Below are 21,443 nucleotides of genomic sequence, written 5' to 3'. Positions count from 1 at the left end.
TTTGAAGAATTTCGATCATTTTGCAACCGGTTTCAAAATTTCTTCCATTCGAACCGGTTTTCCTGTCTGCGCTGACACGGTTGCAGCCTCGGCCATCGCCAGTGCCGCAACACCATCTTTCAATGTCACCGGAACGTCGGATCCGCCTTCAACAGCTTCGACAAATGCGGCCCATTCCACGCGGTACGCAGGCATGTAGCGCTCCAGGAAGAAATAGGTTGGTTTGGCGCCCACAACACCGTCTGCCGTTGATTTTACGACTGTGTTTTCCAGTACATTCCGAGCCTGCAGCAACCCCTCAGAACCCAACAACTCGACCCGCTGGTCATAGCCATAGGCTGCGCGCCGTGAATTCTTGATGACTGCAATCCTGCCATCCGCGTAGGACATTGTAACTACGGCTGTGTCCACATCTCCTGCAGCCCCAATCTCGGCGTCCACAAGCGAAGATCCAACCGCCGAGATGGTATCGGGAACCTCCCCCATCAGGTAGTTTGCCATATCAAAATCATGAATCATCATGTCTCGAAACAACCCACCAGAAACTTTTACGTAGCTTACCGGCGGTGGTGCTGGGTCAAACGAGTTGATTGAAAGCAATTCCGCCTTACCAATTTCACCCGCGTCCAACCCCGCCTTCAAGGACGCGAAATTGGGATCGAATCGCCGATTAAATCCAATCATTACCGGCTTGCCTCGTCCCGAGACAGTGTTCAGGCAATCCGTGGCACGCTGAAGGTTCAGATCAACAGGCTTTTCGCACAGAACAGCCTTGCCTGCGCCGGTCGCAGCTTCGATCAGATCAGAATGCGTGTTGGTTGGAGTTGCGATCAGAACCGCGCCAATCTCCGGATCCGCAAGGATCTCTTCAGAGCGGCGCGCATCGACCCCATGATCGTTGGCCAGGCTCGCCGCAGCTTCGGGCAAGGCGTCGGAAACGGCACTGAGCGTGCTGCCCGGATGAGATACAATCGCCTCTGCATGAACACGCCCGATGCGCCCGGCGCCCAACAATCCGACCTTCAACATGCAACTCTCCCGAATCTTGTTATTGCGCGCAACAATGATTCTCTTTGCAACCGGTTGCAATATTTTTTTTGACTACCTCAGAGCTTTTGCTCCCAAAGCCCCAAATCCCCTCGAAAAAGCAGCGACATGATCCCAGATCCCGAACCTTCAGAACACTCCACACGCTGAAATCCGCGCATTGGCCGCCCTACGGGAATCCCCCAATTTCGGAACACGGTGAATCAGGTTAATGTTTAGTTAAGGAACACACTACCACTCTGTGACCCCTAAGAAGGGCTGGCATGACCCCCTCGTCCAGCCCTTCCCCCCCCACCCAGCAGCCACAAGAAAGCGGCGGCCCCAACGGCCCGGTGCTTTCATTGAAATTGGCGTTCGAGAATGGCGATCCCTGAAGGACTCGAACCCTCAACCTGCTGATTAGAAGTCAGCTGCTCTATCCAGTTGAGCTAAGGGACCGCTGCACCCTTCTTGCGGTTTTTACGCGTGGGGTTCAAGAGCCAAGCGCATGAATGCGCTGTTCGGATCGTCGCTGTACCCAAAGATCGGTCCGCAGTAGGAATAGCCCAACGCTTCGTAGAGTTTACGAGCGGCATCATACTCCGGAAGATGCTCTGCCCCGGTTTCCAAAACCAGGGCTTCGACACCTTCAGCACGCGCCAGTTCTGCCAGATGGATCATCATGACGCGCGCCAGTCCGCGCCCACGCGCCTGCGCGAGGATATGCACCGATTTCACCTCGGCCGTACCATCGGGCAGCGCTTTCAAAGCGCCGCAGCCCAAAGCCTGCTTGCCGTCGTAGATCGCACAGAATCGAATCCCCGGTCCGGCCAGTGACTCGGCGCTCATCGTGTGGTTGCTTTCCGCAGGACCCGCTGATTCGCTGTGGGCGAAATGCGCTTCGACAACCGGGCGCAACACGTCCGAAGTCGGGTCGGCCTCGCGAATGTCGATCATTCAGTGTGTCCAGGGCGCACGCCGGTCGGTGGCGAAGTTTTCCCCGTAGCCCCGTGCGCGCAGGTTGGCTTTGCGCTTGTGCGGCTCGCTGACCTGCGCGTCGATACCATTGTCACGAGCGTAATCAATCGCCTCTTTCTTGGTGTCGAATTTCAGACGTATCTGGGTTTGCGTGTCATTGGATGACGTCCAGCCCATCAGCGGATCAACCTCACGTGCCGAAGCAGGGGCATATTCCAGAACCCATTTGCGGGTTTTGGCCATCCCCGAGGTCATCGCATTTCTTGCAGGCTGGTAAATCCGTGCGCGCATGTCGCCTCTCCGTACTCACTTGGCTGAACCTGTTTATGCGTCAGAGCGCAGCCCGGGACAAGACAACAATTGTCGCGGATCACCGAAGCCCGCCAATGCCAGAAACTGTCATCAGGACCAACTATGATCTTCGAAAAATCAGCCGAAGGATAAAACAGATGATCCATCGCGAACGCACTATGGACGTCGACGCAAACCCCGGGAACATCTTGGCGATGCCCTCGACCGAAGCCCATGCCGTGATCGCCGTCAAACCGATGATGACGAAGGCTCTCGACGGCGAGCTTGCCGCGTTGGCCGGTAAGATTGGTTCGGATCACGATCCGGATGCGTATCTGCCTAGTATCAAAACTGGGAGATTTGTACCGGATCAACCCTTGCAGTTGGACAAAATAAGAACAAATGTAGGAGCCTGATCCGGAGCCTGCCCATGCCATACGCCCATTCCGACAAGACCCAAATGACAACCGAAGATGTTCGGGCCCGCCTGAAACTGGAAGGCGGCAAACAGTTTGTCATGCATACGGAGTTCGCCCCCGCTGGAGACCAGCCAACCGCGATCAAGGAGCTCGCAGGCGGTATTCTGGATGGGGAGCGTGATCAGGTTCTGTTGGGGGCGACCGGTACGGGCAAAACCTTCACCATGGCCAAGGTGATCGAGGAAACCCAACGCCCGGCGATCATCCTCGCACCCAACAAGACACTGGCGGCGCAGCTTTATGGTGAGTTCAAGAGTTTTTTCCCGGAAAACTCGGTCGAATACTTCGTCTCCTACTACGACTACTACCAGCCCGAGGCCTATGTCGCGCGGTCGGATACGTATATCGAGAAAGAATCCCAGATCAACGAACAGATCGACCGGATGCGCCACTCGGCTACGCGGGCGCTGCTGGAACGCGACGACGTGATCATCGTGGCCTCGGTCTCGTGCATCTACGGTATCGGCTCGATCGAGACCTACGGGGCGATGACGCAGGATCTGAAGGTCGGAAACGAATACGACCAGCGGCAGGTGATGGCCGATCTGGTGGCCCAGCAATACCGCCGCAACGATCAGGCGTTTCAACGCGGGTCGTTCCGGGTGCGCGGCGACTCACTGGAAATCTGGCCCGCCCACCTTGAGGACCGCGCCTGGAAATTCTCGTTCTTCGGAGAGGAGCTTGAAAGTATCACCGAGTTCGACCCGCTGACCGGCGAACGCGCCGCAACGATGGAGCAGGTGCGCGTCTACGCCAATTCCCACTACGTGACGCCGAAACCCACGATGCAGCAGGCGATCATCGGCATCAAAAAGGAACTGCGCACGCGCCTCGACCAACTGGTGGGCGAGGGCAAACTGCTGGAAGCCCAACGGCTGGAACAGCGCACCAATTTCGATCTGGAAATGCTCGAGGCCACCGGCGTCTGCAACGGCATCGAAAACTACTCGCGTTATCTGACAGGCCGCGCACCGGGTGAACCGCCCCCGACCCTGTTCGAATTTATCCCCGACAACGCCATTGTCTTCGCCGACGAATCTCACGTCAGTGTCCCTCAGATCGGTGGCATGTATCGCGGCGACTATCGGCGCAAGTTCACGCTGGCCGAGCACGGGTTCCGCCTGCCGTCCTGCATGGACAACCGACCCCTCAAGTTCGAGGAATGGGACGCCATGCGCCCGCAATCCGTCTTCGTCTCGGCCACGCCGGCGAAATGGGAGATCGAGCAAACCGGCGGCGTCTTCACCGAACAGGTGATCCGCCCCACTGGCCTCTTGGACCCCGAGGTCGAAATCCGCCCTGTGTCCATGCAGGTGGACGATCTTTTGGACGAGGTGCGCAAGGTCGCTGCCGACGGATACCGCACGCTGGTCACCACGCTGACCAAACGCATGGCTGAGGACCTGACGGAATACCTGCACGAACAGGGCATCAAGGTCCGCTATATGCATTCCGACATCGACACGCTGGAACGCATCGAAATCCTGCGCGACCTGCGGCTGGGCGCCTTCGACGTGCTGATCGGTATCAACCTGCTGCGCGAAGGGCTCGACATTCCTGAATGCGGTCTGGTCGCCATTCTCGATGCCGACAAAGAGGGTTTCCTGCGCTCGGAAACATCCCTGATCCAGACCATCGGCCGCGCCGCGCGGAACGCTGATGGCCGGGTGATCATGTATGCCGACAAGATCACCGGCTCGATGGAGCGTGCTTTGGGCGAAACCAACCGCCGCCGCGCCAAGCAGGTCGCGTATAATGAAGAACACGGCATCACCCCCGCGACCGTACAAAAGAATGTCGAGGATGTCCTGGCCGGTCTCTACAAGGGCGACGTCGACATGAACCGCGTCACCGCCACCATCGACAAACCGATGCACGGCGCGAACCTTGAGGCGCATCTGGATGGTCTGCGCGACAAGATGCGCAAAGCCGCCGAGAATTTGGAGTTCGAAGAGGCTGCCAACATCCGGGATGAGATCAAACGTCTGGAAGCCGTCGATCTGGCCGTCGCCGACGACCCCATGGCGCGTCAATGGGCGGTCGAGAAAGCCTCAGAAGACGCGGTGAAATCGCGCGGGCGGTCAACGGCTGGCAGGCCGGGGCAACGGGGTGGGAATGTGAAGAGAAGGAAGAGGTGACGCTCAGCCCTTGAAACGATTGGCTCTATGCCAATTCAAAAACTTCTCGTGCGGACGTAGCGTAAATGTGTCTGGAACGATCAGTTTTCGTTCAGGTGTAAACAACCTGTCGGCCACTGGTGCAGCAACGCTGTCTTTAGCGATTAGTATCGAGAGATCTTCATCTACCGATACCAAGCCACGATCAAACATCCAATGAATTGTTCCCGATAGAGCCATACCATTTTGAACACTGTCTGGCCCGTTTTCACTCACGGGAACAATGTGTGCGGCCTCGACTTCCGGGCGGCCACCTCCGTTTCGCAATTCCAACCCGGACATTGCGCAACGAGCTTGATAGGCTCGCTTAACTTGCCTAGCGAAACTGGCGTCCCGAAAGGCTCTTGAAGTTAGAATTCTCTCGCGTACCTCGGAGAAATTACTTGGAACATGAAACGGAGTTTGGATATCTGAAAAGCCGTCATGACGAGGAATTGCTTCAGCGTCACTTACCTCTCTCATTCCTTCATTCACTATCCGAGAAAAGTCCGCGTCTGATATCAGTCTGACCGCTGAGGCATTCACGCCTCCAGAGGGTGGAAGTCCGCTTTCATACGTATTGCCCAATGGATCGACGCGCGGCACTTCGTTTTCGAAATCGAATAAAGTACTGCGATCTAGGATGGCGTATGCATGCGTGGCATCTACAGGATCGTCGACTACTTTCTCGACACGTTGGACAGCGTAATAACCTCGGTTCCCGCCCATGCGCCCTGCGTAGAATATTACCCAGTCTCCAACTGTCTGCGCGACGCGAGACATGTATTGCCGTTTCGGAAAATGGTAAACTTCACCGGGTCGGTCTTTGTAGTGAGAATGCGACGATGCAATGAATACAGCCTTAACCATGTTGGGTAGTTACCAAATAGCGCCACACAATCAAGCGGCTGTGATATCCGTATGCATTGATTAGTTTCCAAGCTTTGCACTCCACCCTTGCAGCCCAACGCGCACTCCTCCACGTTTGAAATCACAAATTGTGATTCCAAACGGTTGCCATGACGAACCCGAACACCCTGCCCAGCACGCATGAGGTCCAAAGCGCCATTCACCGGGTGCGCGGCACCCGTGTCGTGCTGGCCGAGGATCTGGCGCAGTTCTACGGAAAATCCGTCAGCGCCTTCAATCAGGCCGTCTCGCGCAACACCGACCTGTTCGAGGGCTACCGCTTTCAGCTGACCGATGCCGAGGTCGCCGATTTGCAATCACAGAATGTGATTTCAAAACCGAAAGGTCGCGGCGGGCGGCGGGTCAATCCGTGGGTCTATACGGATTACGGCGTGGCCATCGCCTCGGCCCTGTTCAAAGACCCGCGCGCCATCAAGATCACCCGAATGATTACCGAAGCCTTCGTCGACGGCGCCAACGCCCTGACTGAGACCCCGCGCAGCGCGCCCGAGATCCTGCCGCCCGAAGGCACCTCCGCCCCGCTGCTGCCCAATGGCGATCAGTTGCGGGCGCTGGCCGAAAACATCCTCGATTCCGGTCAGCAGAGCCTTGTCGACTATATCGCCAACCCCACCACCAAGCGCCAGCAGGCCGTGGCCGTGATCATGAAGACGCTGGCGGAAACCGCAGGCGAAGAGGTGCGCACCCAGCACGAGCGTCTGCGCCTGCGCATCGCTGAACGGTTGGCCGCGGGCGATTATGCCGATGATGACGACCGCAAAGGGTTACTGGAACTGCTGAATGCAATGAAAGGCTGAGGCAACCCTTGCCATGGACCTTTCGGCCACTAGAATCCGCACCATGCGCGTTGTCTTGTTATCACTGATCCTCGGCACACCAGCCGCCGCGTGGGAAGCAACGGTGGGCCAGATCTGCACCCTGTCACATGTGATGGACACGGCAGAGATACTCCTGACCTACGACCCGGCACAACCGCTCTATACCCTGTCCGTTACCCGCAAGACCGAAGGCTGGACCAACACCCCATGGTTCGCGATGCGGTTCGAGGGGCCAAACCCCATCGAAATCGCCACTCCGCATCATGTCCTTTCTGACGGTGCATCATCGTTGACAGTCACTGATACCGGATTTGGAAACGTGCTGGACGGGCTGGAATACAACCTGACCGCCTATGCGTTCACGCAGGACAGGGTGACTGAATTTCCCTTGAACGGTGCGGCGCCCCAGGTTCGCATTTTTCGCGAATGTGCCGGGGCCCAGCTGTCCTGACCGGGTCAGAAATCGAACAGATCTTCCAGAAAACCGCCTCGTTTCTTTTTCTTGCGATAGCCGTGATCCGCCCGGTCATCATAGCCGGATTGTGGCGGAGAATACGCTGTCGACCGCTCGATGATCTTGTCCAGTTCACCCCGATCCAGCCAAACGCCTCTGCACTGCGGGCAATAGTCGATTTCGACCCCGTTTCGGTCCGTAATGACCAGTTGAGTGCCGTCAATCGGGCATTGCATCATACGATCTCCCATCTTGCTATCAGTATGAGATGGGGTTGATCCGCTGCATTGCCATCCCTCTGTGACATGACGCCCGTTCGCCTGGGCCGAAGTCGGATGACACGGGCAACTGGTCCTGGCCCGAGCAGATCTTCTGAACTTCGCAATTGCCGCCGTCAGGGTCGCACGAACTTGGCAGTTCCAAGAGACCGTTGTTGCGGTTCAGGACTGTTGTGAGCTGGCGGCGCACTTGCCCGCGGCACGCTGGCAGAACCACAGGCGACCCCGTCGCCATCCGGGTCATTGCGCTTGTGATAACCCGCCTGCCCCTCGTAAAATGGCCCTACCCCCAGCGACTGCGTTGCATCACAACCCGCCAATGCGATCAGGTGGATCACCGCCTCGTCCCGCTCAAATTCGGACAGGCGCAGAAAAACACCGGTGGCAATCACCACGGTGGTCAGCGGCAACAACAGAACCATGACCAGAATGCGAACCGGAGACAGCGCCTGCCTGCGCGTTGCCTCTGCGCGTCGGTGTCGTTTGGACGACCGTGGCTTCAGATCAGGCATATCCTGCGAGGGTTTCTTAAACAGCATTCCCTGAACCATAACGCCGATATGTGGCAAAGCCGAGGCAATCTGAATTTGAACGAGGCGAAACAAATGGCGCAGTTCAGGTCAGGCCCCTAAGATAAAAAAACCGCCAACTGCCCGTTCATTCTGTACTGCCGGACCGACATCGTGACTGAATCCAATCCTTATCAGACGCCCGACAAAGCGGTGCGCTTGCAAGCGCAGGATCTTCTCTTTCAAGCTCCATTTGCCGCGCTAGCCTTTCTGCGCCCTGACACGGGCTTGCCGTCACTCTCCCGGATCGCGTTGACCACGGATGAAGCAGGTTGCCCTGTCTCGCTGATCTCCACCCTTGCGGAACATACGCGTGCGTTGAGCGCCTGTCCCAATTGCGCCCTTCTGATCGGAGAGCCCGCAGACAAGGGCGACCCGCTGACCCATCCGCGCCTGACACTGCACGTGATCGCTCAGCCTGTTCACCGGGGCATGGCAGGCTATAGCGCCTTGCGAGACCGGTATCTGGCCAAGCGACCCAAGGCGAAACTCTACATAGATTTCGCTGATTTCGGACTGGTGCGGTTTACCATTCAGGACGGCCTTTTGAACGCCGGATTTGGCAAGGCTTTTCGCCTTACCGCTCAGGATTTCTAGCCATCAGCGAACCACATGCACGGCACAACCCGCATGACGCACGACATGCGATGCGGTTGAGCCCAGCAGCAGATCCTGCATCCCCGGCCGGTGCGACGCCATTATGATCAGATCGGGTTTGTTCGCCTCGGCCCAATCCAGAATGGTTCGGCCGGAATGTCCTTCAATCACCAAACCCTTGGCATTCGTCAGTTGAGATGCCAGTTCATCCAGTTCTGCCTGAATCGCTTTCCGTGCTTCTGTCAGGTATTCGGACGGCATGTAAGAGATCGCATAGTTGGGAATATGCTCGACCACATGCAACAATGTCACTTTGGCGTCTGGCGTGGCCAGAATCTGGGCAAGCTTCAAGGGCCCGGACGTATCTCTTTCAGCATCGAACGAGATGGGGACCAGAATGTTGTGATACATAGTGTGAGCCTCCATTTTTGCAGGCTCACTTTGAAACAGATATGAAGCACAGGCTTTGATTCAGGTCAGGAACTGCCAAATGTTTCAGCGACATCGTACATGACCGGCTCAAAGCTCTTGCATAGCTCGTTGATCTTGCGGTTGCGATCACGCATTTCAGGTGTGCGCAGCATAGCAAGGAAATCTTCGCGGCGTTCCCATTGCGAGTAGTTTGCGATCCGGGTTTGTGCATCATTGACGTGCAGCCCGGCGGAAACGAAACCTGGCTGCTTCGAAATGAACTCGGAATAGGCGTCCGTCAAGGCCTCCAAAAGGTCCTGACACGTGCCAGGTGTCATCTCAAAGGTCGTGATAACTGTTTGAACACTCGCGTTTTTGGCAATTTTCAGCATCGGGATTCTCCACTTCCTGGCCCAAGCCTAACACATCAAAATCAAACGTCGCCTATTTCCTGCAAGCTTCGCAAACCGGGTCTGTCATTACCGGTCAAATCAGAGTGAAATGGCCACCCGGCTCGGGGTGGCCATCCGGTCTCTTAACGTTCCATGCGCATCAGAACAGAGGCCGTACCCTTCACATGCTCTGGCCAACGCAACAGAAAACTGTCGCCTGTCGCCCCCTGTTCGACCTCAACATGAGGAGCGCTGAAGACGTGGTTGTTGAACACCCCTGAGAGCACACCGATTGTCGCAACCCCATCGCAGCTTCGTGCCTTACCGTCGAAAGGCAACTGTCCGTTGGCCGAGACAGGCCAAAGATTGGACACCGAGCTTTGCGTATGGCGAACCCTCAATGGGTTTGCGGTTTTCCTGGTTACGCCATGGTAGGTATTATTCTGGAAAGTCACGTTCGTATGCCTGTCTTTGTTCAAGTCGGCGAGGGATGTATCCACCTGTTCCGCTCGAAAAATGTCACCGCTCGTGGCACGAAACTTGTTACCGGTCACCACCAGGCCATTGAGAAAATGCCCGGGCCCATAAGGGCGAATAACGATGAAACTGAACCAGGACGGCGCTTGACTGGAATAAAATATATTGTCCGTAATGCTCATTGCACTGAAAGAAAAGCCACTGGTGTATGTCGGCGACGGGTCTCGTTCATTCGTCCATTCGATGAAACAGTTGTCGACATAATTCTCCGCGATGGTGGAACTATTGTAGGTGCCGATCATGATCAGCCCGGCAGTACGCACACCTTGCGGGATGCTATCGCCCTGAAAGACATGGTTGCCCAGAACCATATTGTTGTCGCCGCCCAGAACAGCGAAATGCCTGAAACGCACCGCGCGGTTGTGGCGCAGCTTCACATCGTTTGAATTGGTGTTCAATCCGATGGAATATCGATCCGTTACAACAAAAGATTCTTCTGCCGAAAGGAACTGACAATTGTCGATCAGCATGCCCTTGCACCCCGTTCCGGTCGACGTCATCCCCCGGTCTTTCGGGCGACTGACATGACAGTCTTTCAACGAAAAGGTGCTGCCAGCGGCCGCCAGACGAATTCCGCTACATCGGCTGTTGCACTGAAACTCGATCTGCTCCATTCCGAACTTCCGAAGTTTGCTGAAGCCGCTGAAATCCAGCAGGTACTTGAATGAGTAGAATGTGAAAGACTGGGTCCCCGACGCCCCCACAAGAGGCGCGCTCAGTGTGATTTCACCAGCCCCGACATTCTTTGACCGCACATAGATCTCACGCCCGACGCCGCTGCCCGCAACGTAGGACCCAACAGGAATGTTGGCGACATTTGCAACATTGGTCAGACGCGTATTGTCCGACGGATCGTAAGTCGCAGTTGATGTGAACGTTTCAGTATCCCACGCTGAACTGCTTTTGACGTCAAACTGACCGTTCCGGATCACACGACGGGTCGAAAACCCGCTCTGCTTGTTGGGAACCGCTGTCGCCATGTCGATCGGAGCGGTGACAGAAATCTTACGCCCGCCCAAATCGAGTGAGTCATGATCCGAATTGTTCAAAAGAGCCTGAAACGCTTTTTTGAACGCCAATTCTTCGTCTCCGAAGGCCGAAATGTAAGCAGGCAGATGGAAATCCTTTGTCAGCAACAACATCTTGTCATCCGGCATGGTGACTGTTCCTTCAAAGTCCATCTCGGACGTCATACTGGTGTTTTCAGCCAGATGATAGGTCCCTTGCGGAACGTAAACCCGTCGGCCACCCGCCGCCTGATCGGCCGCTTCAAACGCAGCCGAGTCGTCCGTCACACCGTCGCCGATGGCACCATAATCCCGTACATCCACAACACTGATCATTTCGCGCAGGAAGACACCGGTGACATCCGTGATCTCCAGGTCGTCGACGCGCACCAGCGCTCCGTTCAAGCCCTCAATATCCAGACCAAAATGGCCATACAGGGCGGCAAGCCCCCAAGGCATGTCCACGCCCGGGCGCTGGCCGGTTCCGACAATCGCCGTTACTTCATGCACGGCCCCATAGCCCGACAACTGTGTTGCAGGCCCCTGCTCCACGACACCCGCCACATGCGCGTCGCCCGCACCCCCAGCCCAGGCCGCAATACGCACCGACGGCAATGGTCCGCTGATCGCCTTGACCCGCGCCTTGATCTGCAAATAGCAACCGGGCAAAATCGGTGTCTGGCCCATGTATCGAAGCTGTTGGGTGGTTTGGATTTTCAGAATCTCCAGGCAGCCACCAAAATTGGCATCCGCAGGCACGAAAACCCCGGTGCCGGATCCACCATATGTGGGTGAGCCCGGCGTTCCGTCCCCCGCAGACCATACGGTCAGGCCATTCGCGAATTGAGGCGGCATGAAAACGATGCCGTCAGTGATTGCCTTGTTCATTGAAAACCCTTTCTCAATCGCGCCGCGCAAATCTGGCGACGCGTCCAAACCCTGTGTCCAGGTCCGCCCCGAACGCGTCAGTCTGGATACCGAAAGGGAGTTAACCGCGGTTCATCTCACCGTGACGGTGGTGTTGCCTCAGGCCGCAGGATCCGCGTTACCCAACAATTGGACCCCGTTGATTTTCCAACCGCCCTCCAGAGGGATCATCTGATAGTCCAATATATGCACGCGCCCATTTCCGTCAGTGATCAACACTTTCTGCCACAAAGCCCCCGCCACCTCACGCAATTCCAGAAAGCGCACGTCAGAAGGACGCCAGACCATTGGATACCCATTGCGTACCATTGCTCCGAAATTGTCGGGATTTTGAAAAAGGCGCTGAATGCTGGGACTGGCAAAGGTAAAGGCCGTGGCAAAATCATCCGCCTTGAAGGCTTGTATCTGCGCCGAAATGTTTGCTTCGATCTCTGCGTTTTGCGCAAATGCGCCTGAACCCAACCCGGCACTCAGGGATACAGCAAGCAAAAATCGACGCATGGGGCCACCTCCTGCAAAAAGTGTAGCCCCTTACTGGATCAGGTCAAATCAGGCCAGCTCTCCGGCCAGCGCCTTTTCGATCAGGGCGATTGTCTCTGGCACACCGTACAGAGCGATGAAGCCGCCAAAGCGCGGACCCTGCGATGCACCCAGAAGCACTTCGTACAACGCCGTGAACCAACCGCGCATGGGGTCGAACCTCTCACGCCCGATGGAGTAGACCACCGATTGCAGCGCCTCATCCTCGGCCGGGCCATCATAAGCCTCAAGCGCGGCTTTCAGCGCTTCGAGCGCCTCACGCTCCTGGTCGGTCGGTGCACGATGTTTACGCGTTGGTTTAACGAAATCGTTGAAGTAGCGAACCGCAAAGCCCGCGGCCAGGTCCAGATCGGGATGGCTCAATGCTGTTGCTTCCGGCGCATAGCGGCGGATAAAGCCCCACAGCGCCTCCTTGTCTTCCGCGCCAGAGACCGACGCCAGGTTCAGCAGCATCGCAAACGGTACGATCAGGGTCGATTCAGGAACGTCGCCACCGTGAATATGCCAAACCGGATTGTTCAACTGAGCTTTCAGGTCCTGCCCCGGATAGGCGCGCAACTGTTGATGATATTCATCATAAGCCTTCGGAATAACATCAAAATGCATCCGCTTGGCCGTTTTGGGCTTTTGGTACATGAAATACGCCAGGCTTTCGGTCGGTGCATAGGTCAGCCACTCGTCAATCGACACGCCATTGCCGGACGACTTGGAAATCTTCTGGCCATTCTCGTCCAGAAACAGCTCGTACGAGAAATGCTCGGGCGCCCGGCCACCAAGCGCACGGCAGATCGCATCATAGATCTTTTCGTTAGTCGCGTGTTCCTTGCCGTACATCTCGAAATCAACGCCAAGCGCCGCCCAGCGCGCCCCGAAATCTGGCTTCCATTGCAGCTTCACGTTGCCGCCAGTGACGGGCAGGGTCCATTCTCTGCCATCTTCGTCATCGAAGGTGACGGTATAGGTCTCAGCGCAGACCTTCTTCATCGGAACATACAAAACCCGACCGGTTTCGGGATGGATCGGCAGGAAGATTGAATAAGTCTGCTGGCGTTCTTCACGCAAGCTTTTGAGCATGATGGCCATGACGTCATCGTACTTGTCGACCGCGCGCTTCAGGATCTCGTCGAACTGGCCTGAACGATAAAAATCGCGTGCCGAATAGAACTCATAGTCGAACCCGAACGTATCAAGGAACCGACGCAGCATGGCGTTGTTGTATTCGCCAAAGCTGGGGTATTCGCCAAACGGATCGGGAACCGAAGTCAGCGGGCGCTGCAAATGTTCCTCAAGCGCCTCGGGATTTGGCACATTGCTGGGCACTTTGCGCATCCCGTCCAGATCGTCCGAAAAACAGATCAGCTTGGTCGGGATATCCGAAAGCGCCTCGAACGCGCGCTTGACCATCGTGGTCCGCGCGACCTCACCAAACGTGCCGATGTGGGGCAGGCCCGACGGGCCGTAACCGGTTTCGAACAGCACATACCCCTTTTCCGGAGCACCTTTCTGATAGCGTTTGAGCAACCGGCGCGCCTCTTCAAAAGGCCAGGCCTTGGACGACATCGCGGTTTCACGCAGTTCAGACATTTCAATGTGCTCCATCGGGGAAAGTGTCACGGCCACCCCATGCAACCGGACCGACCCCTCCTATTGTGCCAGTGCAGCATGAGTCAATAAAGCAGTGGCGCAATTCGCGGCACACCCAGTTAAAAAACAGCCGCCATCGGGCCTGCTGCAAAACTGTTTTTTGGCCCGCAGACACTCTGTACGTGATATCTGCGCCGCTTTTTCACTTACCAGCCTTACTCAAGCCACAATGGTGGGACGATTGTTCCCGCGAAACAAAAAAGACACGGGCGGCGCGCCAACTTGACCTGCTTATTTCGCACGCTTACCCGGCAATGTTAAACAAAGGCGACACGGGGGTTTCCCCGAACCAGAGGAAACGGGATGCGACGCGAAACCACCAACCGTATACGCTTTGTACTCGAAGATATCCTGCCGCCTATCCTGCGTGACAGCGCCGCCTTTCATTGGCTAGCCTGCAGGGTTTGGGGCGAACACATCACGCGTCTTGCAGAATTCCGCGAACGCGCAACCTACCTGACGGATGACGAGTACGAAAAACTCTACCGCGATCATCCGCGTGTGCATCAAGGCACCGACAATTCCGAGACCTGTATCAAACGGATAGCCGAGGATATCGTTGGGCAAAGCATCTGCGATATTGGCTGCGGCACCGGAGTTCTTTTGCAACGCATAAAAGCCGCCAGACCGGATATCACGCAGCTGACAGGAGTGGATTTCGTGGTCGATGATGCGGATGCCATCGACAATATCGACTATGTCGCTGCCCGGATCGAAGAGCTGCCGTTTGAAGACAACAGCTTTGACACCGTCATCTGCACCCATGTGATTGAGCATCTTCTGGACTACCGGCAAGCGATCGCTGAACTGCGTCGTGTCGCGCGAAAACGCGTCATTATCGTCGTCCCGCGTGAACGCGAAAGCAGGTTCACCTTCAATCCACATTTCAACTTTTTCCCCTACACACACAGCTTTCTGCGTGCCGTGTATCCCAGCCCGGACATCCATATCTGCGAGGATCTGGGGCGCGACATCTATTACTGTGAAGACCGCTCCGAGGAAAAACCAGAACCCGAGCAACAAGGATGACCCCGCCCACCCCTACGACACTGGTCTGGGCTGGTTTGCTGTGCACACCAGTTATGATCTCAGCCGGGCAAATCTTGTTCAAACTTGCAGGAAACCGGATTGATGGGCGCGAAGTCACCGGATTTGCGGGGCTCATCCAAACGCTATTCGATCCGTTCCTTCTGACAGCCTTTGCCATCTATGGCTCGGCAACGGTGCTTTGGGTGTATGTCCTGCGGTATCTGACACTGTCCCAGGCCTACCCCTTCATGGCCCTCAGTTTCGTTCTTGTGCCACTGGCCTCACACGTCTTCTTCGGCGAAACACTTGGGCTGCGCTACTGGTTGGGGGCTGCGCTTTTGATTTCGGGAATGATGGTCATGAACACCTGATCACGCTAGGTGGATGAAACAAGGTGTTGAACCTGACCCGCTGCGCTCATATCGTGCGTCTTCGAACAACCCCAATCAGGACCATCCCATGACCGAGCAAGTGCCCCACCCGATGTCTCCGCAGGATTGCCTTGTGGCGATCATGGTTGCAGTCTCGGCCTCTGACGAAAACATCCGAACCGCCGAGCTGGTCAAGATCGAAGTTGCCGTGAACATGCTGCCGGTCTTTGCAGGATACGACATTGATCGGACCCGTCGCGTATCACAAATCGTTTTTGACCTGTTCGAACAGGAAGACGGGCTGGATGCGCTGTTTGGCCTGATCCGTGAAAACCTGCCCGAGCGTCTGAACGAAACGGCCTATGCGCTGGCTTGCGATGTTGCGGCCGCCGACGGAGCGCTGGCCGAAACGGAACTGCGCCTGCTGGAAGAAATCCGGTACGAACTGAATATCGACCGATTGCATGCCGCAGCCATCGAACGCGGGGCACGCGCGCGCCATACGGTCTGATCCTCTGATCCCGATAATCTAGCTTCCGTAAAGCGAGCCCCAGCGCTCCAGCAAGGCCCGCTGCAGTTTTCGCGACCTGCGGTTCCAGCTGCGCGCGCCTTCTGGGCGTTCACGTTGTGCACGTGGAATTTTGGCGCGATGGGCCACGTCCGCGGTAAAAATTGCAAAGGCCAGATCGACCCCGTCCGCCGTTGTCAGGAAACCGCCCAGCCCGGATACGAAGTTCAATGTCCCTGTCTTGGCATCGACCTTGATCGGATGGTTCTTGACCGGCCGCCCATTTCGATCAGTTAAGGCAAAAGGCTTCATCAAGGGGCGCAACGCCCCCATTTTCCGGGCCGCGACAAGGGCAGCGACCAGATCCGCCGGCACCATACGCGAGGCATCGCCCAGACCGGAATGATCAACCATCGCAATTCCGCTCACGCCAAAACTCTGAGACGCCCAACGGTTCATCTCGGCCGCCGACTCTGCCAGGTTCCGTGGGTCAACGCCACGCGCTTTGGTCGCGGCCAATCCGACCATCTCGGCCGTCAGGTTGGTTGAGTATTTCAACATCCCGCGCAAAATACTGTCCAATGGATCGCTGCGATGCAGGACAAGGTCGACGCCCTTCGGCGACTCTCGCGTCACCTGCACCCGATTCAAAACGATCCCATTGGATCGGGCCAATGTGCGGAATACATCTCCAGCGTATAAGGCCGGTTTGCGCACAGGCAACCAGCGCGCCCCGCCATTGCCCAGCGCGCCCTTGGCCACGGTCCACCGATCCTGCCGTGGGCTTGGCTGATAGGTATAGATCGGCAGGCTTCGGCTTTCGACCCGCATGGTCGCCACATCCACTGCCGGCACGTAACGCGCGCTGCGGGCGTCCATGGTCACATCATAGCCTTTACCGGCACGCTTCCACTCAAAGTGAACCCGATTGAAATTCAACGATATTCCACTGATCGCCGGGCTGTACCCCACATGATCCGGCTGCCCCGGATCAATGCTGAATACGAAGGGCAGAGCCCCGTCATAAACCTTGAAGGCTCCGCGAACCTCGGTAATTCCGGCCTTGCGCAGGTTGGCCGCCATCGTAGCCAGCGCATCCGTGTCCAGCAGCGGGTCTCCACCCCCTGCCAGAATCAGATCGCCATGCAAAATTCCGTTTTCAATTGGCCCATCTGCGATCAAACGGGTTTCGAAGCGATGGTCAGGCCCCAGAACGTCCAGCGCGTAAAGCGCGGTCATTGCCTTGCCAACGCTGGCCGGTGGCAAACCCGCACCCTCGCCAAAATTCTCCAGTGGCGCCCCGGTCGCCACATCCGCAACGGCGAACACAACTTCGCCTTTCAATCCTGCGGCTGCGACCAAACGCTCGGTGCCGCTCAACAGCACACCACGCGCACGCGGCCTGAGCGAAACCAGCGGCGCCTGCGCCAGACCAGCTACCGGGATCAGAGACGCCCCCAATCCTCCCAGAAACAAACGACGTGAAAAACGACCAGTCATAGGTGAAATAAAATCCCACAGATCAAATGCGCGCAACAGCTACCTGAGATTATGCGCCCACTGCGGCTATTCCGGCAACACTTCCGCGCGCCATTCGCCGCGCGTCCGTATCTCTGTGGAACTGACATCGACCATCGGCACATTCACGAAACACCAGGCCGGAGCCTGCGCCCGTCCCAAAAGATGCCGCGCCTGCCCATCGATTCGGTATTTGGCATAGACCCGCGCCGCCGGAGACATCCGGGCGGATATCCGGTCGCCCGGCCGCGCCACCACACCAACAGGCACTCTGTCCATGATCACCCGCCAGTCTTTCCAGTGATGAAACTGGGCCAGATTGTCCGCGCCCATCAGCCAGACAAACCTGACATGCGGAAAAAGCTTCTGCAACGCCGCCAGCGTATCCGCCGTCGCCCGTGTCCCCGTCAGCGCCTCGATATTCGTCACGTCAACTTTCGGATGCTGCATCACATTTCGTGCTACCGCCATTCGCCTGCCCATGGGTGCCGGCCCGCGTTCTTTTAGCGGGTTGCCCGGCGATACCAGCCACCAAACCCGATCCAACCCGAACGCCTTCATCGCCTCAAGCGTGACATGTACATGGCCCTGATGCGGTGGATCAAACGACCCGCCGAACAAACCGACGACCTGCCCAGGTCGCGCATATGGTATGCCGTACCGCTCCATACCCTGCTGATGTTCAGAACTGCGAGGTGTTGTCAATCAACAGGTTGCGCCAAATCGCCAAGCCGAACCCGCCCGGGTCGCACGACTTCCGCGCACCATCCTCCGTGCCCCCGCACTGCGGAATAGCCGCCTTTACCAAGCGATTCTTCCATCCGGCTGCACGGCGCACATATTACTGTGAACCGCAGGATGGCCTCTCCTACTTGCACCTGACGTCCCTTGAGCGCCGCCAGATTGATCCCCGACACCACCAAGTTTCGCCGCAGAACACCCGGCGCAACCGGTCCGCGCCCCAGATAAGAGCCAATCGCCGATAAATGCTCCTGCTGGATCAAAGTCACCGCCCGCTTGCCCGCGCGGGCGCGGTCACTGTCCAGACCGGCCTCAGTAATCACGACCTCCTCTAGCGCTGTAATCTCGACTCGGCGCTCTGGTCGCGCCCCGATCCACGTAACGCAACCGGGCTGCGCCCAACCTGCAATCAAATCCGCCAGTTCCGACACAACGCCTCCATTTTCAATGCAACCTGACTACGCCGTCCGACCCAAAGACGAAATTCACAATACCACCAGCTTGCCCAGCCCGTCCCGCTCGGATATCCAGCGTTTCAACCAAATTTCCCCGACCCAGAGGACGCGACATGGCCGCCTATCAATATGTCTACCACATGCAGGGTGTCTCCAAGACCTATCCCGGTGGCAAGAAGTGCTTTGAAAACATCCACCTGAGCTTTCTGCCCGGCGTAAAAATCGGTGTCGTCGGCGTAAACGGCGCTGGTAAATCGACGCTGATGAAGATCATGGCGGGGCTCGACAAGGACTTCACTGGCGAGGCCTGGGCAGCCGAAGGTGCCAAGGTCGGCTATCTGCCGCAGGAACCGAAACTGGACGAAACCCTCAATGTCCGCGAAAACGTGATGTTGGGTGTAGCCGAAAAGAAGGCAATCCTCGACCGGTACAACGAACTGGCCATGAACTATTCGGACGAAACCGCCGATGAGATGGCCAAGCTCCAGGACGAGATCGACAGCCAGAACCTGTGGGACCTCGACAGCCAGATCGACGTCAGCATGGAGGCGCTGCGCTGCCCCCCGGACGACGCCAACATCGCCAACCTCTCGGGCGGTGAGAAACGCCGCGTGGCGCTCTGCAAGCTGCTGCTCGAAGCGCCCGATATGCTGCTGCTTGATGAACCGACCAACCACTTGGACGCCGAGACCATCGCCTGGCTGCAACAGCACCTGATCGACTACAAGGGCACCATCCTGATTGTCACCCACGACCGCTATTTCCTGGACAGCATCACCGGCTGGATCCTCGAACTCGACCGCGGTCGCGGCATTCCTTACGAGGGCAACTATTCCGCATGGCTGGAACAAAAAGCCAAACGGCTGGAACAGGAAGCCCGCGAAGACAAGTCCAAACAGAAGACCCTGCAGCGCGAACTGGAATGGATGCGTCAGGGCCAAAAAGCCCGTCAGGCCAAATCCAAGGCCCGGATCAACGCCTATAACGAGCTGGCCGATCAGTCCGAACGCGAAAAGCTGACCCGCGCCCAGATCGTCATCCCCAATGGCCAGCGCCTTGGCGGCAAGGTGATCGAGGTCGAGGGCCTGTCGAAACACATGGGCGACAAGCAACTGATCGAAGGGCTGGACTTTGCCCTGCCCCCCGGCGGCATTGTCGGCGTCATCGGCCCCAACGGCGCCGGTAAATCGACGCTGTTCAAGATGCTCACCGGTCAGGAGCAGCCAGACAGCGGCACCATCACGCTGGGCGACACGGTCGAGCTGTCCTATGTCGACCAGTCCCGCGACGACCTGAAAGACAACGACACCGTGTGGGAGGCGATCACCGGCGGTGCCGAGATCATTCAGCTGGGCGACGCACAGGTCAATTCCCGCGCCTATTGCTCGTCCTTCAACTTCAAGGGTGGCGACCAGCAGAAAAAGGTCTCGCTGCTCTCCGGCGGTGAGCGCAACCGCGTCCACATGGCCCGCCTGCTGAAAGAGGGCGGCAACGTCCTGCTGCTCGACGAACCCACCAACGACCTCGACGTCGAAACCCTGCGCGCACTGGAAGACGCGCTGGTCGATTTCGCTGGCTGCGCCGTCGTCATCTCCCACGACCGCTTCTTCCTCGACCGGATTTGTACGCATATTCTGGCCTTCGAGGGTGACGCCCACGTGGAATGGTTCGAGGGCAACTTCGAGGATTACGAAGAGGACAAAAAGCGGAGGCTTGGGCCAGATGCGTTGGAGCCCAAACGGTTGAAGCACAAGAAGTTTGCACGGTGAAGGATAAGAGCTATGTCGGCGATATTCACAGAATAATCTCTGGAGCGAACGCTGTAACAAATACCAGATGCATGTATTTTGACAGGGATGGCAAGAGATGTAAGTCGCTTGCCATTCAATCGCACTCTTTACAGAAAAACGGCCCACTCGCCTCAATTGCTGAAAGCAATCACGTTGTCAAAGTAGGACCTAGCTTAAAGGCTCGACCGATGGAGGCTAGACTTCTATTTGAAAGAACAGGAGTCAAGAAAGCCTCGAGATTTCCTGGATTTTGCGAACAACACGACTCTGAGGTTTTCTCTGCTTTGAAACAAAGAACCTATCTTTGGACAAAAGTTCGGCTATCGTCTTCGCTATCCGCGCCATAGCGTTGGAATTGTATCGGAAGACCTTTATGATCGCCACTCAAAATGAGACAATCCGCTACCTAGAACAGAAGCGAAAACCAGAAAAAATTGAAGTCGCAAGGCTTATTCGTAGAGGTGCTATCGCTGCAGAAAAGGCAAATACAGATACTCTAAAAAGACTGTTTCGATGTTGGCATAAAGAAGTTCCATCCACTTTCCACTATCGGATGGTTCAATTCGAAAACCCATACCCATTCGCATGCACGGGAGCATTTGAACCTGAATAGGATTTCCGCGGAAATTTCTTGTATTCTTGTGATCCTATGAAAACGAAGTGGAACCCGGTATTTGCATTCTGTGGTAATATTCATGAGAAGTTTTACGCCGTTTTTTCAGGGTTTCAGAGATATTCAAAACATAGGATTGACAAGTTTATTCCCTTCGTTGACCCCCGAGAACCAAATCTTGGCGAAACAATATTAACCGCCTGCTTGGCTCATTCAGAGAACGTCTTTTTTAACGAAAAGTGGCGAGACAGCCTTTCCCAAAATGAGATCTCAAAAGTTAGGCGACTTTCGCAAAGTGGCTTGTTCGAAGGTATTCGTAACAAAGGTGACCTAGAGTTGAGGATTTCTCTTCCTCCCAACTCCGTAAGTCGATTTTTTGGCTCA

General features: G+C 56.6%; 23 protein-coding genes and 1 tRNA gene. 9 read left to right on the top strand and 15 right to left on the bottom strand.

Translation table 11 applies throughout. The annotated features are described in order from the left end of the window. Window positions 1-15 precede the first annotated feature (15 nt). The 4 genes from iolG to D1823_RS17675 all read right to left on the bottom strand — a co-directional run bounded on the left by iolG (window position 16) and on the right by D1823_RS17675 (window position 2,295). Window positions 16-1,029 carry an inositol 2-dehydrogenase gene (iolG, locus tag D1823_RS17690; RefSeq protein WP_117872284.1) on the bottom strand — a complete coding sequence of 338 codons (1,014 nt, stop codon included), beginning with the start codon at window positions 1,027-1,029 and terminating at the stop codon, window positions 16-18. A gap of 379 nt (window positions 1,030-1,408) precedes the next feature. Further along, window positions 1,409-1,485, bottom strand: a tRNA-Arg gene (locus D1823_RS17685). A gap of 21 nt (window positions 1,486-1,506) precedes the next feature. Beyond that, window positions 1,507-1,983, bottom strand: a complete 477-nt coding sequence (locus D1823_RS17680) for a GNAT family N-acetyltransferase (protein ID WP_117872282.1) — start codon at window positions 1,981-1,983, stop codon at window positions 1,507-1,509. Then, window positions 1,984-2,295 (bottom strand): ETC complex I subunit, encoded by a 312-nt coding sequence (locus D1823_RS17675; RefSeq protein ID WP_117872280.1) that lies wholly within the window; start codon window positions 2,293-2,295, stop codon window positions 1,984-1,986. Between the two features lie 158 nt (window positions 2,296-2,453). On the opposite strand from D1823_RS17675, the gene D1823_RS17670 reads away from it, so the two are divergent. Next, window positions 2,454-2,711, top strand: coding sequence for a hypothetical protein (locus D1823_RS17670; RefSeq protein WP_162896869.1), 258 nt, complete (start codon window positions 2,454-2,456; stop codon window positions 2,709-2,711). 14 nt (window positions 2,712-2,725) lie between these two features. After that, on the top strand, window positions 2,726-4,912 hold the full coding sequence (uvrB, locus tag D1823_RS17665) for an excinuclease ABC subunit UvrB (RefSeq protein ID WP_117872272.1): 2,187 nt from the start codon (window positions 2,726-2,728) through the stop codon (window positions 4,910-4,912). A 3-nt stretch (window positions 4,913-4,915) separates the two neighbouring features. On the opposite strand, the gene D1823_RS17660 is transcribed toward uvrB, so the two are convergent. After that, window positions 4,916-5,800: an HNH endonuclease gene (locus tag D1823_RS17660; protein WP_117872270.1), complete on the bottom strand. Its 885-nt coding sequence runs from the start codon at window positions 5,798-5,800 to the stop codon at window positions 4,916-4,918. 149 nt (window positions 5,801-5,949) lie between these two features. On the opposite strand from D1823_RS17660, the gene D1823_RS17655 reads away from it, so the two are divergent. Both D1823_RS17655 and D1823_RS17650 read left to right on the top strand, forming a co-directional pair. Beyond that, window positions 5,950-6,657 carry an ORF6N domain-containing protein gene (locus D1823_RS17655; RefSeq protein ID WP_117872268.1) on the top strand — a complete coding sequence of 236 codons (708 nt, stop codon included), beginning with the start codon at window positions 5,950-5,952 and terminating at the stop codon, window positions 6,655-6,657. Between the two features lie 43 nt (window positions 6,658-6,700). Further along, window positions 6,701-7,129, top strand: coding sequence for an excinuclease ABC subunit B (locus tag D1823_RS17650; RefSeq protein ID WP_162896868.1), 429 nt, complete (start codon window positions 6,701-6,703; stop codon window positions 7,127-7,129). A gap of 5 nt (window positions 7,130-7,134) precedes the next feature. On the opposite strand, the gene D1823_RS17645 is transcribed toward D1823_RS17650, so the two are convergent. Both D1823_RS17645 and D1823_RS17640 read right to left on the bottom strand, forming a co-directional pair. Then, window positions 7,135-7,368, bottom strand: a complete 234-nt coding sequence (locus D1823_RS17645) for a zf-TFIIB domain-containing protein (protein WP_117872972.1) — start codon at window positions 7,366-7,368, stop codon at window positions 7,135-7,137. A 158-nt stretch (window positions 7,369-7,526) separates the two neighbouring features. After that, the gene (locus D1823_RS17640) at window positions 7,527-7,949 is read right to left on the bottom strand and encodes an excalibur calcium-binding domain-containing protein (protein ID WP_117872971.1); all 423 of its coding nucleotides are present in this window, start codon (window positions 7,947-7,949) and stop codon (window positions 7,527-7,529) included. A gap of 144 nt (window positions 7,950-8,093) precedes the next feature. Here D1823_RS17640 and D1823_RS17635 point away from each other — a divergent pair, with 144 nt between their 5' ends. Then, window positions 8,094-8,576 (top strand): HugZ family protein, encoded by a 483-nt coding sequence (locus D1823_RS17635; RefSeq protein ID WP_117872264.1) that lies wholly within the window; start codon window positions 8,094-8,096, stop codon window positions 8,574-8,576. A gap of 3 nt (window positions 8,577-8,579) precedes the next feature. Here D1823_RS17635 and D1823_RS17630 read toward each other — a convergent pair whose 3' ends face one another. The 5 genes from D1823_RS17630 to D1823_RS17610 form a co-directional block, all read right to left on the bottom strand. Continuing rightward, on the bottom strand, window positions 8,580-8,987 hold the full coding sequence (locus D1823_RS17630) for a universal stress protein (RefSeq protein WP_117872262.1): 408 nt from the start codon (window positions 8,985-8,987) through the stop codon (window positions 8,580-8,582). Between the two features lie 65 nt (window positions 8,988-9,052). Further along, window positions 9,053-9,379, bottom strand: a complete 327-nt coding sequence (locus tag D1823_RS17625; protein ID WP_117872260.1) for an antibiotic biosynthesis monooxygenase — start codon at window positions 9,377-9,379, stop codon at window positions 9,053-9,055. A 143-nt stretch (window positions 9,380-9,522) separates the two neighbouring features. Beyond that, a complete protein-coding gene (locus D1823_RS17620; RefSeq protein ID WP_117872258.1) occupies window positions 9,523-11,811 on the bottom strand; it encodes a glycosyl hydrolase family 28-related protein in 2,289 nt (762 codons plus the stop codon). Window positions 11,812-11,949: 138 nt separating this feature from the next. Next, complete coding sequence (locus D1823_RS17615) at window positions 11,950-12,351, bottom strand: DUF4864 domain-containing protein (RefSeq protein ID WP_117872256.1); 402 nt, start codon at window positions 12,349-12,351, stop codon at window positions 11,950-11,952. 48 nt (window positions 12,352-12,399) lie between these two features. Beyond that, on the bottom strand, window positions 12,400-13,974 hold the full coding sequence (locus D1823_RS17610) for a lysine--tRNA ligase (RefSeq protein ID WP_117872970.1): 1,575 nt from the start codon (window positions 13,972-13,974) through the stop codon (window positions 12,400-12,402). 363 nt (window positions 13,975-14,337) lie between these two features. On the opposite strand from D1823_RS17610, the gene D1823_RS17605 reads away from it, so the two are divergent. The 3 genes from D1823_RS17605 (at window position 14,338) to D1823_RS17595 (ending at window position 15,945) form a co-directional block, all read left to right on the top strand. Beyond that, complete coding sequence (locus D1823_RS17605) at window positions 14,338-15,063, top strand: bifunctional 2-polyprenyl-6-hydroxyphenol methylase/3-demethylubiquinol 3-O-methyltransferase UbiG (RefSeq protein WP_117872254.1); 726 nt, start codon at window positions 14,338-14,340, stop codon at window positions 15,061-15,063. Continuing rightward, window positions 15,060-15,434 carry an EamA family transporter gene (locus tag D1823_RS17600; protein ID WP_205511868.1) on the top strand — a complete coding sequence of 125 codons (375 nt, stop codon included), beginning with the start codon at window positions 15,060-15,062 and terminating at the stop codon, window positions 15,432-15,434. Before D1823_RS17605 ends, D1823_RS17600 begins: the two co-directional genes overlap by 4 nt. Window positions 15,435-15,522: 88 nt before the next feature. Beyond that, entirely contained in the window at window positions 15,523-15,945 is a 423-nt protein-coding gene (locus tag D1823_RS17595) for a tellurite resistance TerB family protein (protein WP_117872968.1), read from the top strand. Window positions 15,946-15,963: 18 nt separating this feature from the next. Here the strand turns inward: D1823_RS17595 and dacB are convergent, their stop codons facing one another. The 3 genes from dacB to D1823_RS17580 form a co-directional block, all read right to left on the bottom strand. Beyond that, window positions 15,964-17,442 carry a D-alanyl-D-alanine carboxypeptidase/D-alanyl-D-alanine-endopeptidase gene (gene dacB, locus D1823_RS17590; protein ID WP_117872967.1) on the bottom strand — a complete coding sequence of 493 codons (1,479 nt, stop codon included), beginning with the start codon at window positions 17,440-17,442 and terminating at the stop codon, window positions 15,964-15,966. Window positions 17,443-17,508: 66 nt separating this feature from the next. After that, window positions 17,509-18,129 (bottom strand): nicotinate-nucleotide adenylyltransferase, encoded by a 621-nt coding sequence (locus D1823_RS17585; protein ID WP_117872252.1) that lies wholly within the window; start codon window positions 18,127-18,129, stop codon window positions 17,509-17,511. Between the two features lie 32 nt (window positions 18,130-18,161). Then, window positions 18,162-18,632: an MOSC domain-containing protein gene (locus tag D1823_RS17580; RefSeq protein WP_117872250.1), complete on the bottom strand. Its 471-nt coding sequence runs from the start codon at window positions 18,630-18,632 to the stop codon at window positions 18,162-18,164. 137 nt (window positions 18,633-18,769) lie between these two features. Between D1823_RS17580 and ettA the strand changes: the two genes are divergently transcribed. After that, window positions 18,770-20,425: an energy-dependent translational throttle protein EttA gene (gene ettA / locus D1823_RS17575; RefSeq protein WP_117872248.1), complete on the top strand. Its 1,656-nt coding sequence runs from the start codon at window positions 18,770-18,772 to the stop codon at window positions 20,423-20,425. Window positions 20,426-21,443 lie beyond the last annotated feature (1,018 nt).

The organism is Ruegeria sp. AD91A, from assembly GCF_003443535.1.
Taxonomy (GTDB): Bacteria; Pseudomonadota; Alphaproteobacteria; order Rhodobacterales; family Rhodobacteraceae; genus Ruegeria.
The sequence above is the reverse complement of the archived record's forward strand: the minus strand, read 5'-3'. Positions and strand labels throughout refer to the sequence as shown.

Excerpts from the sequence above, each read along its gene's own strand:
- iolG (WP_117872284.1), bottom strand. The coding sequence starts at position 1,029 with ATGTTGAAGGTCGGATTGTTGGGCGCCGGGCGCATCGGGCGTGTTCAT.
- D1823_RS17680 (WP_117872282.1), bottom strand. The coding sequence starts at position 1,983 with ATGATCGACATTCGCGAGGCCGACCCGACTTCGGACGTGTTGCGCCCG.
- D1823_RS17675 (WP_117872280.1), bottom strand. The coding sequence starts at position 2,295 with ATGCGCGCACGGATTTACCAGCCTGCAAGAAATGCGATGACCTCGGGG.
- D1823_RS17670 (WP_162896869.1), top strand. The coding sequence starts at position 2,454 with ATGATCCATCGCGAACGCACTATGGACGTCGACGCAAACCCCGGGAAC.
- uvrB (WP_117872272.1), top strand. The coding sequence starts at position 2,726 with ATGCCATACGCCCATTCCGACAAGACCCAAATGACAACCGAAGATGTT.
- D1823_RS17660 (WP_117872270.1), bottom strand. The coding sequence starts at position 5,800 with ATGGTTAAGGCTGTATTCATTGCATCGTCGCATTCTCACTACAAAGAC.
- D1823_RS17655 (WP_117872268.1), top strand. The coding sequence starts at position 5,950 with ATGACGAACCCGAACACCCTGCCCAGCACGCATGAGGTCCAAAGCGCC.
- D1823_RS17650 (WP_162896868.1), top strand. The coding sequence starts at position 6,701 with ATGCGCGTTGTCTTGTTATCACTGATCCTCGGCACACCAGCCGCCGCG.
- D1823_RS17645 (WP_117872972.1), bottom strand. The coding sequence starts at position 7,368 with ATGCAATGCCCGATTGACGGCACTCAACTGGTCATTACGGACCGAAAC.
- D1823_RS17640 (WP_117872971.1), bottom strand. The coding sequence starts at position 7,949 with ATGCTGTTTAAGAAACCCTCGCAGGATATGCCTGATCTGAAGCCACGG.
- D1823_RS17630 (WP_117872262.1), bottom strand. The coding sequence starts at position 8,987 with ATGTATCACAACATTCTGGTCCCCATCTCGTTCGATGCTGAAAGAGAT.
- D1823_RS17625 (WP_117872260.1), bottom strand. The coding sequence starts at position 9,379 with ATGCTGAAAATTGCCAAAAACGCGAGTGTTCAAACAGTTATCACGACC.
- D1823_RS17620 (WP_117872258.1), bottom strand. The coding sequence starts at position 11,811 with ATGAACAAGGCAATCACTGACGGCATCGTTTTCATGCCGCCTCAATTC.
- D1823_RS17615 (WP_117872256.1), bottom strand. The coding sequence starts at position 12,351 with ATGCGTCGATTTTTGCTTGCTGTATCCCTGAGTGCCGGGTTGGGTTCA.
- D1823_RS17610 (WP_117872970.1), bottom strand. The coding sequence starts at position 13,974 with ATGTCTGAACTGCGTGAAACCGCGATGTCGTCCAAGGCCTGGCCTTTT.
- D1823_RS17605 (WP_117872254.1), top strand. The coding sequence starts at position 14,338 with ATGCGACGCGAAACCACCAACCGTATACGCTTTGTACTCGAAGATATC.
- D1823_RS17600 (WP_205511868.1), top strand. The coding sequence starts at position 15,060 with ATGACCCCGCCCACCCCTACGACACTGGTCTGGGCTGGTTTGCTGTGC.
- D1823_RS17595 (WP_117872968.1), top strand. The coding sequence starts at position 15,523 with ATGACCGAGCAAGTGCCCCACCCGATGTCTCCGCAGGATTGCCTTGTG.
- dacB (WP_117872967.1), bottom strand. The coding sequence starts at position 17,442 with ATGACTGGTCGTTTTTCACGTCGTTTGTTTCTGGGAGGATTGGGGGCG.
- D1823_RS17585 (WP_117872252.1), bottom strand. The coding sequence starts at position 18,129 with ATGGAGCGGTACGGCATACCATATGCGCGACCTGGGCAGGTCGTCGGT.
- ettA (WP_117872248.1), top strand. The coding sequence starts at position 18,770 with ATGGCCGCCTATCAATATGTCTACCACATGCAGGGTGTCTCCAAGACC.